At 60.1% G+C, this 17,504-nt stretch carries 23 protein-coding genes and 1 other RNA gene; 15 read left to right on the plus strand and 9 right to left on the minus strand.

Translation table 11 applies throughout. From position 1 onward, the window contains the following. Position 1 precedes the first annotated feature (1 nt). The 13 genes from ACIP6G_RS13625 to ACIP6G_RS13685 all read left to right on the plus strand — a co-directional run bounded on the left by ACIP6G_RS13625 (position 2) and on the right by ACIP6G_RS13685 (position 10,081). Complete coding sequence (locus ACIP6G_RS13625; RefSeq protein ID WP_105662565.1) at positions 2–853, plus strand: type II secretion system F family protein; 852 nt, start codon at positions 2–4, stop codon at positions 851–853. After that, complete coding sequence (locus ACIP6G_RS13630; RefSeq protein ID WP_400290715.1) at positions 850–1,791, plus strand: type II secretion system F family protein; 942 nt, start codon at positions 850–852, stop codon at positions 1,789–1,791. The genes ACIP6G_RS13625 and ACIP6G_RS13630 overlap by 4 nt, the downstream gene beginning before the upstream one ends. Positions 1,792–1,872: 81 nt before the next feature. Further along, entirely contained in the window at positions 1,873–2,088 is a 216-nt protein-coding gene (locus ACIP6G_RS13635; RefSeq protein ID WP_286134310.1) for a hypothetical protein, read from the plus strand. A 6-nt stretch (positions 2,089–2,094) separates the two neighbouring features. Then, a complete protein-coding gene (locus ACIP6G_RS13640) occupies positions 2,095–2,514 on the plus strand; it encodes a TadE family protein (protein ID WP_400290717.1) in 420 nt (139 codons plus the stop codon). Further along, positions 2,507–2,953 (plus strand): hypothetical protein, encoded by a 447-nt coding sequence (locus ACIP6G_RS13645; protein ID WP_105658364.1) that lies wholly within the window; start codon positions 2,507–2,509, stop codon positions 2,951–2,953. Before ACIP6G_RS13640 ends, ACIP6G_RS13645 begins: the two co-directional genes overlap by 8 nt. A gap of 49 nt (positions 2,954–3,002) precedes the next feature. Next, positions 3,003–3,401 (plus strand): hypothetical protein, encoded by a 399-nt coding sequence (locus ACIP6G_RS13650; RefSeq protein ID WP_332487271.1) that lies wholly within the window; start codon positions 3,003–3,005, stop codon positions 3,399–3,401. Between the two features lie 391 nt (positions 3,402–3,792). Further along, complete coding sequence (gene prfB / locus ACIP6G_RS13655; RefSeq protein ID WP_400290720.1) at positions 3,793–4,908, plus strand: peptide chain release factor 2; 1,116 nt, start codon at positions 3,793–3,795, stop codon at positions 4,906–4,908. A 280-nt stretch (positions 4,909–5,188) separates the two neighbouring features. Beyond that, complete coding sequence (gene ftsE / locus ACIP6G_RS13660) at positions 5,189–5,986, plus strand: cell division ATP-binding protein FtsE (protein WP_105658367.1); 798 nt, start codon at positions 5,189–5,191, stop codon at positions 5,984–5,986. Then, the gene (gene ftsX / locus ACIP6G_RS13665) at positions 5,983–6,897 is read left to right on the plus strand and encodes a permease-like cell division protein FtsX (RefSeq protein ID WP_105658368.1); all 915 of its coding nucleotides are present in this window, start codon (positions 5,983–5,985) and stop codon (positions 6,895–6,897) included. Before ftsE ends, ftsX begins: the two co-directional genes overlap by 4 nt. A 53-nt stretch (positions 6,898–6,950) precedes the next feature. Further along, complete coding sequence (locus ACIP6G_RS13670; protein WP_105658369.1) at positions 6,951–8,414, plus strand: M23 family metallopeptidase; 1,464 nt, start codon at positions 6,951–6,953, stop codon at positions 8,412–8,414. A 54-nt stretch (positions 8,415–8,468) separates the two neighbouring features. Beyond that, entirely contained in the window at positions 8,469–8,948 is a 480-nt protein-coding gene (smpB, locus tag ACIP6G_RS13675; RefSeq protein ID WP_105658370.1) for an SsrA-binding protein SmpB, read from the plus strand. A gap of 113 nt (positions 8,949–9,061) precedes the next feature. Beyond that, positions 9,062–9,430, plus strand: a transfer-messenger RNA (tmRNA) gene (gene ssrA, locus ACIP6G_RS13680). A 177-nt stretch (positions 9,431–9,607) separates the two neighbouring features. Next, the gene (locus ACIP6G_RS13685; RefSeq protein ID WP_166650814.1) at positions 9,608–10,081 is read left to right on the plus strand and encodes a DUF2568 domain-containing protein; all 474 of its coding nucleotides are present in this window, start codon (positions 9,608–9,610) and stop codon (positions 10,079–10,081) included. A 48-nt stretch (positions 10,082–10,129) separates the two neighbouring features. Here the strand turns inward: ACIP6G_RS13685 and crcB are convergent, their stop codons facing one another. The 7 genes from crcB to aroA form a co-directional block, all read right to left on the minus strand. Beyond that, complete coding sequence (crcB, locus tag ACIP6G_RS13690) at positions 10,130–10,510, minus strand: fluoride efflux transporter CrcB (RefSeq protein WP_400290723.1); 381 nt, start codon at positions 10,508–10,510, stop codon at positions 10,130–10,132. After that, complete coding sequence (locus ACIP6G_RS13695) at positions 10,510–10,971, minus strand: CrcB family protein (protein WP_400290725.1); 462 nt, start codon at positions 10,969–10,971, stop codon at positions 10,510–10,512. Before ACIP6G_RS13695 ends, crcB begins: the two co-directional genes overlap by 1 nt. Then, positions 10,968–11,453, minus strand: coding sequence for a universal stress protein (locus tag ACIP6G_RS13700; RefSeq protein WP_332504504.1), 486 nt, complete (start codon positions 11,451–11,453; stop codon positions 10,968–10,970). Before ACIP6G_RS13700 ends, ACIP6G_RS13695 begins: the two co-directional genes overlap by 4 nt. A 74-nt stretch (positions 11,454–11,527) precedes the next feature. Next, positions 11,528–12,157, minus strand: a complete 630-nt coding sequence (locus tag ACIP6G_RS13705; RefSeq protein ID WP_400290727.1) for a metal-dependent transcriptional regulator — start codon at positions 12,155–12,157, stop codon at positions 11,528–11,530. A gap of 14 nt (positions 12,158–12,171) precedes the next feature. Then, positions 12,172–12,978, minus strand: a complete 807-nt coding sequence (locus ACIP6G_RS13710) for an inositol monophosphatase family protein (RefSeq protein ID WP_105658376.1) — start codon at positions 12,976–12,978, stop codon at positions 12,172–12,174. A 14-nt stretch (positions 12,979–12,992) separates the two neighbouring features. Next, a complete protein-coding gene (locus tag ACIP6G_RS13715) occupies positions 12,993–14,084 on the minus strand; it encodes a ribosome small subunit-dependent GTPase A (RefSeq protein WP_105658377.1) in 1,092 nt (363 codons plus the stop codon). After that, the gene (gene aroA / locus ACIP6G_RS13720) at positions 14,084–15,400 is read right to left on the minus strand and encodes a 3-phosphoshikimate 1-carboxyvinyltransferase (RefSeq protein WP_400290992.1); all 1,317 of its coding nucleotides are present in this window, start codon (positions 15,398–15,400) and stop codon (positions 14,084–14,086) included. The genes ACIP6G_RS13715 and aroA overlap by 1 nt, the downstream gene beginning before the upstream one ends. A 295-nt stretch (positions 15,401–15,695) precedes the next feature. Between aroA and ACIP6G_RS13725 the strand changes: the two genes are divergently transcribed. After that, positions 15,696–16,349, plus strand: a complete 654-nt coding sequence (locus tag ACIP6G_RS13725; RefSeq protein ID WP_166650812.1) for a sigma-70 family RNA polymerase sigma factor — start codon at positions 15,696–15,698, stop codon at positions 16,347–16,349. Between the two features lies 1 nt (position 16,350). Further along, positions 16,351–16,611, plus strand: a complete 261-nt coding sequence (gene rsrA / locus ACIP6G_RS13730) for a mycothiol system anti-sigma-R factor (RefSeq protein WP_105658379.1) — start codon at positions 16,351–16,353, stop codon at positions 16,609–16,611. Positions 16,612–16,683: 72 nt separating this feature from the next. On the opposite strand, the gene ACIP6G_RS13735 is transcribed toward rsrA, so the two are convergent. Further along, positions 16,684–16,758 (minus strand): 50S ribosomal protein bL37, encoded by a 75-nt coding sequence (locus ACIP6G_RS13735; protein ID WP_369299107.1) that lies wholly within the window; start codon positions 16,756–16,758, stop codon positions 16,684–16,686. A gap of 98 nt (positions 16,759–16,856) precedes the next feature. Further along, entirely contained in the window at positions 16,857–17,462 is a 606-nt protein-coding gene (locus ACIP6G_RS13740) for a GDSL-type esterase/lipase family protein (RefSeq protein WP_105662568.1), read from the minus strand. Positions 17,463–17,504: the final 42 nt, after the last annotated feature.

Genomic DNA, 17,504 nt, shown 5'->3' on the forward strand with positions numbered 1-17,504 from the left:
GGTGGTTGCTTTCTTTGCTCTCCTTGGCGGGCTAGGCATTGCCCTCATGGTTGACTGGTTGCTCTTCGCCCCGTGGGCAAAATCGCCCAAACGAAGCTCGGCCATCAAGAATGCTCTTTTGCATGCAGGAATGAGCAATCTGGCTCCGGCAAAATTCATCGTGATTTGCTTGGTCTGCGGGCTGACTTCCGCGTTGGTGACGTTGGGACTCACCGCTTCGTGGCTCTTCGCCTTGGTGTTTAGCATCTTCGGTTCATTCGCACCATGGGTCTACCTGCGCCATCAAGCCACCAAGCGCCGCACAGCATTGCAAGAACAATGGCCAGAGGTGGTTGATCACTTGCGAAGTGCCATCCGGGCGGGCCTATCTCTTCCCGAAGCATTGAGCCAATTGGCTGTCGTCGGCCCGCAGGTATTGCGTCCGCTATTTCGGGATTTCGCATTGGACTATCGAGCCACAGCGAACTTCTCCGTGGCGCTGGACCAGCTGGGCGAACGCTTGGCAGACCCGGTAGCCGACAAGATTCTCACGACATTGCGGATTACGCGTGAAGTCGGGGGCACCGACTTGGGGCATACGCTCACAACTTTGTCGGCATTCTTGCGCGATGACGTGAGAACACGAGGGGAACTCGCTGCCCGCCAATCATGGATTGTCTCGGCAGCGCGTTTGGCAGTCGCCGCGCCATGGATCTTGCTGTTGGTCTTGGGCACCCAGGAAGCTGCGAAGGATGCATATATGACGTTCGGGGGAGTGATAGTGCTATGCCTGGGCATGCTGGTTTCCCTCGTTTGCTATCGAATCATGCTCCGGCTGGGCACCTTGCCAGTAGAAGAACGAGTCCTGGCATGAACAGCTATACACCGTGGGCGGCGCTTTGCGGTTTGGGACTTGGCATAGGCCTTTGGCTGGTCTTTGTGAACCTGCCGGGCTGGCGAAGAATGGCCTTCGCTGATCGTATTGCGCCCCATGTTCGCGTTGGCGTTCGAAGCTCACGCATGCTGGAAGACTCATGGCACTCTGACTCCGGGCACTCGGCTTTAGGCCAACTCGCTGCCCCCATGTTGCTGCAAATCAAGAAGCTGGCTAGCCTCCACAGTCCTTCGGCAAGTACTCTTCGGAAGCGTCTGAACGCTGCCGGATTGGACATGAGCGTAATTGACTACCGGTCTCAAGAAATTGTTTATGCTCTGGCAGGCCTAGTAGCAGGATCTGCGCTCATGGCCTTTGCCGCCGTTCAGTATCATGTCTCTTTGATCCTATCGGTGCTAGTCGTTGTTGGTTTCGGGATTGTTGGCTATGCATTGCGTGGTTGGTGGCTTGGCGAACAGATCCATCGGCGGGCCAGGAAAATATTGACTCAGTTTCCAACCGTGGCCGAAGTGCTGGCGCTAACTGTCGGCGCAGGCGAATCAACCACCGGGGCCATCGAAAGAATTTCACGAATCTGCCACGGGGTGATCGGTGACGAATTCACCAAGACTTTGAACGACATTCACGCAGGCACACCGATGGTCCAAGCGATGCAGAATATGTCCGACCGGATGCAAGTTGGAGCCATGACGCGATTTGTCGATGCAATCGTTGTTGCAACAGAGCGAGGCACACCATTGGCTCAAGTGCTCAGAGACCAAGCACAAGACGTCCGCGATGCGTCCAAACGAGAACTTATGGAAGTTGCAGGAAAACGCGAGATTTCCATGCTGGTCCCGGTCGTGTTCGGAATTCTTCCTCTCACGATCGTTTTCGCCGTATTCCCCGGTCTGGCGTTATTGGAGATGAGTTATTGATCGGAGCATAGAAAAACTTGAATCTCCCACTTTGAAATCCTTTAGCAAGTTAGAAGGGCCGTCATGAATCACATACAAGAAATGATGCTCAAACTGGTATTGCAAATCACTGCAACCGGTGAACTACTCTTTCGTAAGGTTTCCCCGAAACTCAGGGATAGCAGAGGCGACGTGCCCGGATGGGTCATGATTACACTCATGTCCGCATTGCTGGTTGCCGCCTTGCTGGCCATTGCAGGGCCTAGGCTGCAGGACCTGTTCAACCAAGCGATCGATCGAGTTTCCGGATTGGGATAACCGCGCATGTGGTCGAGTGCGGGGTCTCCTGGAAATTCGGAATCTGCGGAACTTGTAGATTGCGAGAACGGGTCTGCTGTAGCCGAATTTGTCATGGTCACAACGTTGCTTGTGGTCATCGCAATGATGCTCATCCAACTCGCGTTGGTACTGCATGTGCGCAACACCCTGATTGACGCAGCATCGAACGGCGCCCATTACGGTGCTTTGGCCAATCGGTCAGTATCCGACGCTCGAAGCAGAACTCGGATATTGATCACCGAAAGCTTGCATGGCGGATTTGCCCGTGACATTGCTGTGAGCACAACCCGCGTTGGTGATAGCCAGTTGGTAACCGTATCGGTTAACACGAGGGTGCCCTTAATCGGGTTCTTGCCCAACGGGTGGGATTTGCAGGTTCAGGGAGAAGCTGTGCGTTATGGGTAGAGCCAAGTATCTCGCTGCCGCGATGCACAAGAGAATCCGGGCCGAAGATCGCGGCAGCGCGATAGTGGAGTTTATTTTTGCTTCAACTGTCTTGCTGATTCCCATGGTGTACCTGATTCTGGCCGTCGGACAGCTGCAAGGCGGTAGCTATGCCGTGGTTGGAGCTGCTGATCATGCAGCGAAGGTTTTCGCCGCCGCCGATAACCCCGCCCAGGCAAGGTCAGATGCGCACGCAGTCGTACGAAGAACCATGAACAACTTTGGATATGCCGACGCTCGCACATCGATTAGTTGCGACAAGGAATGCTTGAGTCCGGGCAGTGTCGTCACTGTGACGGTAGCGTTGGATGTTCCCCTTCCTTTCGTTTCCGACTGGGCAGAGGTATCTGCTTTCACCGTGGATTCTTCAGCCTCGCAAAGGACTGATCGCTTTGGCTAGGACAAAACGCGCTGCCCTGAATCCACGGGACGAGGATGGACAATCCTTAGTGCTGGCAATCGGCTTGTGCGCCATCACTTTGCTGACTATTTCAGTGGTGCTAGCAGTCAGCGCAGTCAACCTCAAAGCGCGTCAGCTGTTGTCAATTGCCGACGGGGCGGTCGTGGCTGCCGTGGATGAATTCGAATTTGTTGCGGACAATGGCGACCCGAGGATTCAGTTGGACCAGCAGCGCGTGCAACAAGCCGTGCAACAGTACCTTTCGGATGTGGGTGCGGCCGGCCGCGTCGACAATTTACGCATTGGCCGGGTGCAGATCACGCCTGATGGGCAAGGCGCGAATCTCGTGCTGCAGGGCTCGGTGCAACCGCCGATAGTGGGGTGGATCGTTCCAGACGGAGTACCAATATCTGTAGATTCATCAGCAAGAACTGTACTGAGCAGGTGAACACCTCCGCGCAGAGCCGCATGGATGTTCCAGGGAAGCGGGAAATGCACAAGTACGAGGAAGCAAGAGAAAGAACGTGTCAGCGAGCAACGCTGCTGCATGCCCTAGGAGCGGAATCCAAGAAGGATGGATCCAGCGCAACCGGATCCATCATTTTTGCGGTAGTTCGGGCTTCTTTGGAAGCTTGCGGACCCCACCTCCAAATCCCAGTTCAGAAATACTGTTCGAGAACTGACTGGCCGGATTCCCGATCGACCCGTGGATGCAAGCCTTGCAAGTTGGCTAGGGGTTCCACAGCGCGATTTTCAGTGAAAACCTCGATTGGAACTTCTTTTCGGCGATAGCACCGGACTCATTGATCAATGGCTAAATGACGTAGTCTTAGAGGACCATGGCAAAAACTGACTTCTCCGCTGAAATCCGCTCACTGCGTTCTACATTCTCCGCAATTGAAGACGTGAGCGATGTCGAGCAGATCAAAGCTGACATCGCAGTCCTCTCGGAGGAAGCTGGCGTTCCGAACCTCTGGGATGATCCGGCCGCCGCGCAGATCGTTACCAGCAAGCTATCGCATCGCCAGTCTGAGCTGGAACGGCTGACCCGGCTTAAGACCCGCATCGACGATTTGGAAGTCTTGGTTGAGCTTGCTGAACTTGAAGACGACGATGATACGTTGCACGAAGCGGATAGAGAGCTCGTCAGCGTCCAGAAGTCCCTTGCCGAACTCGAAATTGTTACCCTTCTCAACGGTGAATTCGATGCTCGCGGAGCGGTTGTCACGATTCGCTCCGGTGCCGGCGGCGTTGATGCCGCCGATTTCGCAGAGATGCTTTTGCGCATGTACCTGCGCTGGGCTGAACGCCGTGGTTACAAGGCCACCGTTATGGATACTTCGTATGCCGAGGAGGCCGGCCTTAAATCGGCAACCTTCGAAATCGACGCACCGTATGCCTTCGGCACACTCTCGGTAGAAGCCGGCACGCACCGTCTGGTTCGTATTTCACCATTCGATAATCAGGGACGTCGCCAGACGTCGTTTGCCGCAGTGGAGGTCGTGCCGCTGATTGAGCAGACTGACACCATCGAAATCCCTGACTCTGAAATCCGCGTGGACGTCTTCCGTTCCTCTGGCCCTGGCGGACAGAGCGTTAACACCACCGACTCTGCAGTACGCATGACGCATATTCCTACCGGAGTTGTCGTCTCGATGCAGAACGAAAAGTCGCAGATCCAGAACCGTGCTGCCGCACTTCGAGTTCTGCAATCGCGGTTGCTGCTTCTGAAGAAGGAACAAGAAGACGCCCAGAAGAAGGAATTCGCCGGAGATGTGAAGGCATCTTGGGGCGATCAGATGCGTTCCTATGTGCTTAATCCGTACCAAATGGTCAAGGACCTGCGTACCGAACATGAAGTCGGCAATACCCAGGCAGTACTTGATGGTGAAATTGACGATTTCATTGATGCAGGCATCCGCTGGCGTGCAGGACAGCGTCGCCCTAGTAAGTAAGCGAAATCGCGAATTCCAGCTGGTCTAAACGCTTTTGCCACAGAGGGTGTAAGTATCATCACCGTTACGAACTCCGTTTCGCTAATTCCAGCTAGTCATGCCTAAGCTGGGCATTCTGCGTTAGCTGTATGTACGGCATGAATCTCGCAACACACCTTATATTTCGGCTGGTTAGCTACCTGGCACCGATAGTGTTTGGAAGACTGGCGCACCAAAAGACGTTTGATCTCGAGATTGGTATTCGTGGGTCGCGCCCCGACGAAGACTAGCGATTGAAGACATGATTAAATTCGAAAACGTCTCGATGGTTTACGAGCCAAAGCAGCAGAATGCAGCTTTGGACGATATAAACATCGAGATAGACCGTGGCGAGTTCGCCTTCTTGGTTGGCGAATCCGGTTCGGGTAAGTCGACCTTCCTCAGCTTGGTGCTGCGCGAAAAGCGCTCCACCGACGGATCCGTCTACGTGGCGGGACAGAACCTCAACCGTATTCCGAGCCGCCGTGTGCCTAAGCTGCGCCGTGACATCGGTTTCGTTTTCCAGGACTTCCGCCTGCTGCGCGAGCGCACGGTCTTCGACAACGTCGCGTTCGCCATGGAGGTCATTGGAGCTTCACGGGCCCAGATCCGCGAGCGTGTGCCAGATGCACTTAAAATGGTCGGCCTTGAAGATAAGGCGCGTCGCAAGCCAACTGAACTTTCCGGTGGCGAGCAGCAACGCGTCGGCATTGCCCGCGCCATTGTGAACAGGCCCTCGATCCTGCTTGCCGATGAGCCTACGGGTAACCTCGACCGCAAGAACAGCATCGAAGTCATGAACGTGCTCAACCGCATTAACCAGAACGGTACGACTGTCCTGATGGCTACGCACGCACATGAACTGGTGAGCGAATACCGCCACCGCGTTATTGAACTGAGTCGCGGGCAGGTCATCCGCGATGAAATTGATGGACAGTACGCCCCGATGACCACCGTGGTGAACCAGGACGGTTCGCGCGAACTGCTCGTCGGCGATTCCGCCGTGGAGTACGACGAAGAGTCACAGGTTGCTGAGGACAAGAAAGACGAGGACCAGTGAGACTAGGATTTATTCTCCGCGAAGCGGCGAAGGGCCTGCGGCAGAATGTCGTCATGGTCGTCTCTGTGGTGCTGGTGACTTTCGTATCGTTGACCTTCGTCGGTGCCTCGGTATTACTGCAGCTCCAGATCAACCAGATGAAGGGCTACTGGTACGACCGCATGGAAGTTGCGGTGTACCTCTGCGATGACACGAGCACTTCGCCCAACTGCGCTGGTAGCGCGGTTTCCGAAGAGCAGCGCCAGAGCATTGAAGAGATGCTCAAATCAGAGCAGCTTGCGCCGTATATCAAGGAATTCGCCTACGAGTCGAAGGACCAGGCATACGAAAACTTCCTCGACCAATACGAGAACTCGGCATTGGTTGACCAGGTCACTGCTGAGCAGCTGCCCGAATCATTCCGCGTCGCACTGGTAGATCCGGAGAAGTATCCGGTGATCAACGAAGCGTTCTCCACGGTACAAGGCGTTGACTCGGTCATTGACCAACGGGAACTGCTTGAAAAGGTCTTCCAGTTGGTGCGCGTGGCATCCGCCGCCGCTGCTGTCGTTGCAATCGTGATGATTGTTTGCGCGGTGCTGCTGACCGGTACGACTATCCAGCTCTCAGCCATGCACCGGCGACTCGAAACAACGATCATGCGACTGGTTGGTGCATCGAAAGCAACGATTCAGCTGCCGTTCATTATCGAAGGAGTCATCGCGTCGCTGATTGGTGGATTGCTGGCTTCTGGCACCTTGTGGTTGCTGCTGAAGTTCCTCGTCGAGGATAAGTTGGCCAATGAAAACGTCGGTGTAGCGTTCATCTCCACCAGCGAAATATGGCTAGTTGCTCCGATACTCTTGATTATTGGTATCGTTTTGGCCACAATTTCATCAGTGGTAACGTTGAAGCGTTACCTGAAGGTTTAGCTGAAACGTTATCTAGGCTTGAACTGAAGTACGCAATTTCTAAAAGGAGCTTTATGCTGTCGAACGCAGTGCGACGTAAATTCTTACGCGCCTCCATCGGTGGAGCAATGGCTCTCGCGCTCACGCTGCCCGCAGGGCTGGTAGCCGCCGATGAGCTGGACGACAAGAAAGCTCAAGTCGAAAAGAACATCGATACCCTCGAGAACGACATGGAATTCTTGGATGCCGACATTCAAGAAACCGACAGGAAATTGCGTGACCAGCAAGCACAGGTTCCTGTAGCCCAGCAGGCATTGGCTGACGCGCAAAGCCGCGTAGCCAATGCACAGGCCACCCTTTCCGATCTCAACAACCGCTTAATCAGCGCGCAAGCGACTCGTGATGAAGTGGCTAAGCAGATCGAGGAAAACGCGGCTAAGCTTTCCGACGCTCAAGATGCGATGGCGCAGATCGCTTCTGAGGCTTATAAGCGCGGCGGCGTTTCTGGCGGGCTGGACATGATCCTCAACATGGATTCGGCGACCAAGATGGCCGATGGCCTGGACATGGCCAACCGCGCCATGGAATCCCAGAATGCCGCATACAATGATCTGGCCCAGGAACAAGCCAGCAATGAAAGCAACAAGCTTCGCCTGGTTGCTGTTGAAAAGGAAATTTCCTCCCTGAAAGCCCAGGCTGAGGAAGCCTTGGCGCAGGAGCAGGCGGCGCGAGATGCTGCGCAGAACGCCAAGAACGAACTGGATGCGCTGGTTGCCAGCACCGAAGAACTCAGTGCTGAACTTGAAGCGCAGAAGCCGCGTATCCAGGCGAAACTGCAATCGCAGCAGAAGGAATACGCTGCGGTCAACCAGCAGATCAAGGAACGCCAGGAGCGCTTGATCAGGGAAGCTGCCGAACGCAAGCGCAAGGCAGAAGAAAAAGCGCGCCGCGAAGCAGAAGCCGAGCGAAAGCGCATCGCTGAGGAAAAGGCGGCCTACGAAGCTGAGCAGGAGCGCAAGGCAGCAGAAGCTCGCGCAGAGAAAAAGGCCTACAAGAAGAAGGCGTATGTAGCACCGAAATCCGAGCCAAAGGCACCGACATATGCCGAGCCAAGCAGCTGGGGTTTGGTTAAGCCCACTACCAGTAACCGATTGACCTCGACCTTCGGGTGGCGCCCGACTCCAGCTGGAACAATCGACTATGGCGGCCGTGGCGGCTATGTCCACGCAGGCATTGACTGGGGATTCGGCGGCCAGTGCGGCTCGCCAATCACGGCTGCTGCCTCCGGTGAAGTGTGGATGGCCGGTTGGGGCGGATCCTCGGGTAACAAGGTCACCGTTTCTCACGGCGTCATCAAGGGCAAGGCCCTGGCCACCAACTATCACCACATGTCCCGCATCGCGGTAAGCGTCGGCCAGCATGTGAAGCAGGGCCAGGTTATAGGCTACGTTGGCACCACCGGCAATTCGACCGGCTGCCATCTGCACTTCGAAACGATCATCAATGGTTCACATGTGAACCCCTTGGGACTTCTCTAGCGCTAGACTTGTAATCTGTGCGCGGGAATCCGCCCGCGACATGCAAGGAGTAACGTGGCTAAGAAGAATCAAGAAGATCGAGTAATCGCGAGCAACCGCAAGGCGCGCCACGATTTCGAAATACTCGACACCTTCGAAGCTGGCATGGTGCTCACGGGTACTGAGGTGAAGTCGCTTCGCGAAGGCAAGGCCTCGCTGGTTGACGGTTTCGGCCAGTTCTACCGTGGCGAGCTGTACATCGAGAACGTCTACATCCCCGAGTACCTCAATGGATCGTGGACCAATCACGCGGCCCGTCGTCGCCGCAAGCTCTTGCTGCACCGCCAGGAACTGCTCAAGATCGAACGCAAAATCAGTGAAGCCGGCCTGACCGTCGTCCCGCTGAGCTTGTACTTCAAATCCGGTCGGGCGAAGCTGGAGATCGGCGTTGCCCGCGGTAAGCGCGAATACGACAAGCGCCAGACCTTGAGGGAAAAGCAGGATAATCGCGAGGCGTTGCGTGCCATGCGCGAACGCAACCGCGGAAACGCATAAGGCTAGCTTGTGGCGCATTTCGCATTGGGGGAAACCCGGGCAGTGCGCTATGATTGGTAGACACGCCCTAGGGTGTGGTTGTACCCGGGAGACCGGGACTGACAACAAAATACGGGGATGATCGGTTTCGACGGTGTGAGTCGCGACAGATGAAGCGGGCCGAGGACGCAAAGTTATCTCGTAAACGCCCTTTGCAAACCAATAAGTGCCGAATCAAAGCGCACTGACTTCGCTCTCGCTGCCTAAGCAGCCAGACGGTCCGTTAGCCAGGGGACGCTATCGCCCCTGTTCCTAACGTCATTTAGATAGCCAATGTATCCAGCGGATGTTGCCGCTTCTGGATACACATTTAGGCAACTGTGCCCGGATCAACCACATGTTTGCGTGATGGTTGGGGCAGAGAAAATCCGCAGCAAACTGCGCCCGGAGAAGACCTGGCAACACCACATCGGACGGGAGTTCAATTCTCCCCATCTCCACAATATCCAGCTCCGGAGCCAGGCCCATAGGTCTGGCTCCGGAGCTTTTTGTTTGTTTCGGAGTCCGCAGTCACATCGCGAGCCTGTTCGCGGGATGGAGAATTTACACATAGACTTGAAATGAAAGTCCAAGGCTTTCGAAACGACAGCGTGTGCAGAAACGGAGTGAGATTGAAGTCGATGGGTAAAAACAGTTCCCAGCGGGTATCGCCTTTCCTTTCAGCAAGCTATGCGGCAGTTGCCTTCCTCTTGGAAGTAGGATTGCTTTTCGCCGCGGCACTAGCCGCTATCGCTTTCATCCCATGGCCGACAATTCCAGCAATCCTTGTAGTAGTTGTCCCGCTGCTGATCCTCTGGTCGATTTTCTTCTCGCCGAAAGCCGTCATCAAGTTGAGGCTGCGAACCCGTCTGCTCCTGGTCCATATCATTTACCTCATCGGAGCCTACGTGCTGTGGCTGAGCGTCGACCATTCCTTCTACGATCAATCCCAGATTTGGGCCATCGGAATGCTTGCGTTGACCGGCATCAGCGCCATTCTGGTCATCGCCACCGGCGGATACGTGGTCCCGCACGATCGAACCAAGCAGCCACCGAAGCAAGTTCCGAGCCGGGCACGAGCGGGTGCTCCCAAGGGACGCCGGGCAGCACGCTAGAACTGATGGAATGCCAAGCCGAAAGGCTTGGCATTTTTTCGTTTGCGGCTAGAAGTGCCCAGCGACGTGGTAGCCGAGCAATGCCGCGAGCACCGCTCCAGCGAGGGTCCCCAATGCATTGGCCAGGCTGGCTGCGAGGCGGCCGGCCTGGAGCAGCCGGACAGTTTCGAAACTGGCCGCCGAAAACGTCGTGTAGCCGCCGAGCAGTCCTGAACCTATGGCCGCAAGCCATTGCGCCGACAACAACTGCTGGGCCATCAGCCCGGTCAGCGCACCCAGCGCGAAGGAGCCGGAGAGATTGACCAGGATCGTGCCCCAGGGCAGCGGGGCCGGAAGCCACCGCTTGATCAGGGCATCGACCACGAAACGCAGGCAGGCGCCAAGGCCGCCGCAGAGCGCAACGATAAGAAATAAGCCGGGGGAGAGCACTAGTGAAGCCCTCCCGATTTCCGGGCCATGCGCCTAGCACCGGCGGCGATTCCGCACCAGGTTGCCAATGCACCGAAGAACACCGTGAACAGTGCGTAACCCAGGGCATGGAGCGCTGCGCCGGATGCGAACATCTGCATGCTGCCGGTGGCCAGCGCGCTGTAGGTCGTGAAGCCGCCCAGGAAACCGGTGCCCAGCAGCAGCCGCAGCCGGTGACGCTTGCCCTCGTCGAGGCCGGGATGCGAAAGCGCCTCGAGCAGCAGGCCGAGCAGGAACGCCCCCAGCATGTTGGCTAGGAAAATCGCGATCGGGAAACCGCCGGGATCTGGCAGCAGCAGGCCCAGGCCTTGCCGGCAGGCAGTACCGGCAGCGCCACCAAGAAATACCAGCAGCAGGAAACGCGGGTTGAAGAAGGAACCCTGCGCGGGGCGCTGGGCCATGGGTGTTGGCGGACGGGTCATGAATTGCGAATCTGTTCTGCGCGGCGTGGCGGGATGAGGAGCACCGGATGGCGCTGTCGATGGGTTAGATGCACCGCTACCGAACCGTTGAGCAGTTCCCCAATAGTGTTGGCCATAGAACGCTCCCGAACCCCGAGCACAATCAGCGCCGCATCATGCTGCAGGGCAAGATGCGACAGCTGCTGACCGGGGCCACCGGCCGCGGCATGCGCCTGCCATTCCAGTCCCGATCCGCCGAGCTGGGCTTCGAGCTGCTGCAGAAGCCGTGCCGGGAAACGCTCAATTGCTTCGTCCCCGGATTCGGGATCCAGCGGTGCGCTGCGGATGGTGCCATCGGGAAGCTCTTCGAGCGGATAGCGGGTGGGATCCACGTGGACGCAAAGCAACCGCGCTCCGAGCGCGCCGGCGAGGTCTGCGGCTGCGTCCAGAACGTGGGGATCGAGGCGATCCGGGATGCCCAGGATGATCGGTCGTGTCTCCAATGGCCCTCCCTTTGGCAGTGGGGCGCACCGTGCAGCGCGTCGCTGCTTTTAATTCTTGCACAGCCGGCAATCAGCTAGGCTTTGCGCACCCAGATCAGCGAAGCCTCAATGAAATCCAGCTGATGCGGCAGCTCGATGACCGCCCCGGGAACCAGCCCCTGGGCGGCGGCACGACGCAGGAACTGGGGGTCTTCATCGCTGATCCGGTCGATGACGGCCCGGGCACCGGAGAAGCGGTCAAGCCGGATGGCCCCGGAGACCGGCAGTTCCCCTTCCGCGCTGGGAATCGCGTCGCCATGCGGATCGTGGCGCGGGTGGCCCAGCCGGGCTTCCAGGGCGTTGATGAAGCGGTCGGTGACGGTGTGCTCCAGGGCCTCGGCCTCGTCATGCACCTCGTCCCAGCCGTAGCCCAGCTCATCACGCAGGAAGGTTTCCAGCAGGCGGTGGCGGCGCACCATGCGCAAGGCCTCGCGCCGGCCGGTGCCGCTGAGCGTAATGGCCCCGCGCGGCACGTGATGGACCAGGTGCTTGGCTGCGAGCTTCTGCACCATGGCGGTGGCCGAGGCAGGGGACAAGCCCAGCTGGTCGGCCAGCGCGCCGGTGCCCACGTCGGTGTCTTCCCATTCGGTGAGCAGGTACACCGCCTTGAGGTAGTCCTCTTCGCTGGTGGTCAGCCCGGCCGGCCCGCGTCGTGCGGTTGCCATCGTCCTCGTGCTGCCTAGCTGCGGTTCAGGTAGGGAAGGATCGCCTCGTGCAGCTTGCCGTTGGTGGCCAGGGCGTTGCCGCCATGGCAGCCCTCTTCTCCGGCCACCGAGGTGAAGCGGCCCCCGGCTTCGCGTACCACCGGCACCAGGGCGGCCATGTCGTAGAGCTCCAGTTCGGGTTCGAAGGCCGCATCGACCGCGCCTTCGGCCAGCAGCGCGTAGGACAGGAAATCCCCGTAGCCGCGGGTGCGCCACGCGGTATCCAGCAGTTCCAGGAAGCCCTCGAGCTTGCCGGCCTCCTTCCAGCCGTTCAGCGAGGCGTAGGCCAACGAGGAGTCAGACAGCTCGCTCACCGAGGAGACCTTGATCTGGCGGGTGGCGGTGGTACCGGCGGTGGCACCCGGTTCGGTGACGTACGCGCCCAGGCCGCTCGCGGCATGCCAGCGGCGGGTCATGGCCGGGGCGGAGATGACTCCCAGCACCGGTTCGCCGTCGATCTCCAGCGCGATCAGCGTGGCCCAGACGGGTACGCGGCGCACGAAGTTCTTGGTGCCGTCGATCGGGTCGATGACCCAGCGCCGGGAGCCGGTTCCGTGCACGCCGAATTCTTCGCCGAGCACCGAATCATCGGGGCGGTGGGCGGCCAGCTCGGCCAGGATCAGCTGCTCGGCGCCGCGGTCGGCGTCGGAGACCGGGGTCATGTCCGGCTTGGATTCGACCACCAGGTCGTTGGCGCCGTAGCGGGCCAGGGTGAAGGCGTCGACCTTCCCGGCCAGAGCCAGGGCGAAGTCGAGATCTTGCTGCAGGGTGTATTCAGCCATGGTGTTGCGGGCGCCTAGAGCGCGCCGAGCTCCTTTTCGTGCGTGGTTTCCTCGGTGGTGACCAGCCGGCGGTAGGAGGCCAACCGGTCAGCGGCCTGGGTGCCTTCGGCATTTTCGGCCCAGGCTTCCAGCGCGCAGCCCGCCTCGCCGGCGGCATGGGTGCAACCGCGCGGGCAGCCGGTGGCGATTTCTGCCAGGTCCTCGAAGGCGGCCAGGATATTGTCCCGGTCTACCAGTCCCAGCCCGAAAGAACGGATGCCGGGGGTGTCGATCAGCCAGGATCCAGGGGTGTCGCCCAGGCGCAGGGCCAGGGCGTTGGACGAGGTATGGCGTCCGCGGCCGGTGACCGCGTTGACGTGCCCGGTGGCGCGGGTCGAACCGGTCAGGGCGTTGACCAGGGTGGACTTGCCTACTCCGGAGTGGCCCAGCACTACCGAGACGCAGCCGGAGAGGATCTCTTCGAGTTCGGCCAGCGCGCCGGCATCCAGCCGGGCGCTGGAACCGTCGGCGCCGCGCGCGTCCACGCCGGAGGCGTCGGCAGTGGTGGTGCGGGAGATGACCACGGGGAACTCCAGTCCCTCGTAGTGCTTGAGGAAGTCGGCCGGATCCTTCACATCCGCCTTGGTCACGCACAGCACCGGCTGGATGCCGGCGTCGAAGGCGGCGACCAGCGCGCGGTCCACGAAGCCGGTGCGCGGCTCGGGATTGGCGGCGGCCACGACGATGACCAGCTTGTCGACATTGGCGACGACCACGCGCTCGGTGGCGTCGGTGTCGTCGGCGCTGCGGCGCAGCAGCGTGGTGCGCTCTTCGATGCGGATCAGCCGGGCCAGGGTATCGGGCTTTCCGGAGGTGTCGCCCACCAGTCCCACCAGGTCCCCGGGCACGATCGCCTGGCGGCGCAGCTCGCGGGCCCGGGCGGCGATGACGATGCGCTCCGTGGCGGTGTCCTCATCCAGGATTGCGGTGTAGCGGCCGCGGTCCACGGTGATGATGCGGCCGATGACCGCCTGTTCGTAGGCCGGGCGGTCCTTGGTGCGCGGACGGCTGCCCTTCTTGTTGGGGCGGACGCGGACCGAGGATTCGTCGTAGTCGGAGTAGCGCATTAGCCCTGGCCCTTTGCGGTAGCCGCCATGCGGGACCATAGCTGCGGGAAATCCGGCATGGTCTTGGCGGTGGTGGCGATGTTTTCCACGCGCACCCCGTCGATGGCCAGGCCCAGCAGGGCACCGGCGGTCGCCATGCGATGGTCCTCGTAGGAATCGATATCCGCTGCCTGCAGGGCTCCGGGAACGATTTCCAGCGCGTCCGCGGTGGCGGTGATTCTGGCGCCCACCTTGGACAATTCGGTTTCCAGCGCGGCCAGCCGATCGGTTTCATGGCCGCGCAGGTGCCCGATGCCGGTCAGCTTGCTCGGCGAATCGGCCAGCACGCACAGTGCTGCCAGGGTAGGGGCCAGCTCGGAGGCATCGGCGTAGTCGATGCCGCGGATGACTCCGGTTCCGCGCACGGTGAGCACGCCGTCGCCGCCGTGGCTGACTTCCGCTCCCATCGCGGCCAGTATTTCTACCCACTTGCCGCCGACCTGGGTGGTCCTGGCAGGCCAGAAGGGCACGCGCACGGTGCCATGGCTCGCCAGCGCGGCGGCCAGGAACGGTCCGGCGTTGGACAGGTCCGGTTCCACGGTGACGGTGAAGCCCGCCAACTGGCCCGGGGCGATGCTCCAGCGGCGCGCGTCGGCATCGACGCTTACCTCTACGCCCAAATCGCGCAGGGTCTGGACGGTCATCGCGATGTGGTCCGGGGAAGCGATAGGCCCCGGCGCGGCGCGCAGCTTCAGCCCGCCGGGCAGTGCCTGGCCAACCAGCAGCAGCGCGGAGATGAACTGGGAGCTGCCCGACGCGTCGATGACCACTTCGGCATCCTGCTTCAGCTCGCTGGCATCAATGGTGAAGGGCAGCATGCCGGTGCTCCCGGCGTAGTCGATGCGGGCGCCCAAGGCTGCCAGCGCGTCCAGTACCGGGGCCATGGGCCGCACGCGGGCCGCGGCGTCGCCGTCGAAGGCCACCTTGGCGCCGGCGACGGCAGCCAATGGGGGAACGAAGCGCATCACCGTGCCCGCCAAGCCGCAGTCGATCGCCAGCGGTCCGGCGGCCAGCTGGCCCGGGGTGATGTCCACGGTGGTGGAGCCGTCGGCCTGCTCGGTGCGCTTGATCCCGACCCCGAATCCGGCCAGGGCGCTGAGCATCAGCTCGGTGTCGCGGCTGATCAGCGTGTTGTGGATCGTGGATGGCGAGGAGGCCAGGGCCGCAAGGATCAGATACCGGTTGGTCAGCGACTTCGAAGCTGGCACCGGGACGGTTGCATCCAGTCCGGCGGCGGCATAGGGCGCTGCCCACCAGTTCTTTTCTGCGTCGTGCAGCTGATCGAGGGGGCTCCCGGGGGCGCTTGCAGTGCTGATTGGTAGATCCTTAGGCTCGAGGCTTCAATTCGGGGCCGCTGGCAGTACCGCAAGTACTGTGCGCCCACTGCCTAATTCTAGCCGAGATCGGTGCGGGAATAAGGCTTTAGCTCCGCTGGTTATACCTACTGTGACGATACGACAGGACACTTCAAACGCCGGCGGCACCGCTTGCGCCGTCGCCGAGCAACCGCGGCCGGCCCGGGCCCGCGCTGGCACGCGCATAAAGCCGTTCGAACGCGTAGACTCGGCAGTGATGAACAACAAGAGTGTGGACGAGAATTTGCCCGATGTGGCCTCCGAGTCCGAGCAGCAGCGCCGCGAACGCTTCGAGCGTGACGCGATGCAGTACGTGGACCAGCTCTATTCGGCTGCCCTGCGCATGGCGCGCAACCCGTCGGATGCCGAGGATTTGGTGCAGGAGGCCTACACCAAGGCCTATTCCGCCTTCCACCAGTACAAGCCGGGCACCAACCTGAAGGCCTGGTTGTACCGCATCCTGACCAACACGTACATCAATTTGTACCGCAAGCGCCAACGCGAGCCGCTGCGCACTTCCACCGATACGGTCGAGGATTGGCAGATGGCCCAGGCGATGGAGCATTCGCCGACCGGCTTGCGCTCAGCCGAGGCCGAGGCGTTGGACCATCTTCCGGATTCGGATGTGAAAGCCGCGCTGCAGTCGATCGGCGAGGATTTCCGCATGGCCGTCTACTTCGTGGATGTCGAGGGCTTCAGCTACAAGGAAGCCAGCGAGATCCTGGGCGTGCCGATCGGCACCGTGATGTCCCGGTTGCATCGCGGACGGAAAAACTTGAGGGAACTGCTGGCCGATTACGCAGCAGATCGTGGGATCGCCACCGGCACCCAGAGCAAGAGTGCCGCCAAGGCTGACCGAGGAGCGAAATAAGATGGATTGCAATTCAATGGGTGATTGCGCCGATGACCGCATCGTCCGCATCTACGAGTACCTCGACGGAGCGCTGACGCTCGATGACCTCAAGGAGGTCAAGTCCCATCTGGATGGCTGCCCGGAATGCACCGAGCAGTACGATCTGGAGTGCATCATCCGCTCGGTGGTGCGCCGCAGCTGCCAGGAGCATGCCCCGCAGACCTTGAAGGCCAGCATCATCGCGCGGATCTCGCAGATCCGCGTGGAATCAGGCCACTAGCACGGCAAAGAGAAACCCCGTATCTTCCGAGTTAATCTCGAAGGGTACGGGGTTCTTTTTTGTTCGCTTCGCTTAGCTGTTTGGGCGCTTGCCGTGGTTGGCACCGCCACGCTTGCGATCGCGACGCTTACGAGCGCGCTTCGACATGGTGACTCCTTAGAGGGAACAATATTGCTTCCCGAAAATTCGGGCCGGCTCATAGTCTTTCACACTTCCGGCCCATTTTCCTAACGGACCGGCGGTCCCTAGCCCTCGCCTGGCTCAGGCAACTCCAGCCAGGAATACCAGCCGCGGTGCAGCACCAGCCAGGCCATCAGCCCGTAGCCTGCCTGGCCGGGCACCCCGCCGGAAGCGTTCAGATCGGCACGCCACTGGGCATGGGAACGCAGGGGCGTGAAAGTATCGACGTAGTGGTGGTTGCGGCGCAGCGCCACATCCGAGTAGACGCGGTTCAGTTCTGCCACGCGCTGGTTGCGCGCATCATCCAGGCCCGGGGCCGGGCCGACCAGCAAGGCCTTGATGTTCATCTGCGAAGCCGAATCCAGGATGTTGGCCAGATTCAGCCGGCTGCGCGCGGTGGTGACATCCAGATCGACGTCGCGGTCCGAGAGCGCGATGACCAGGCGGTTTTCGTATTGGTCGCTGAATCGGCGGGAGGCTTCCCCCAGCCAGCGTTCGGCCAGCGCTTCGGATCCCTCGGCCGGGGAAGCCAGGACGAAGGACTGCAGGCGCAGTGCCGGATCCTGGGTGCGGGCCATGACGCGGCCGAACCAGCCCAGGCCCCGCGGGTCGCCATGTCCGGCCAGTAGCTCATCTCCGATTGCGGTAATTCGGATTGTGCGTAACTCCAACTGGGCGACCTTTCGTTGGCTCAAAAATGATGAATCGCTCCC

Origin of the sequence: Glutamicibacter sp. NPDC088483, assembly GCF_044753145.1 — a bacterium.
In the GTDB taxonomy this organism is placed as follows: Bacteria; Actinomycetota; Actinomycetes; order Actinomycetales; family Micrococcaceae; genus Glutamicibacter.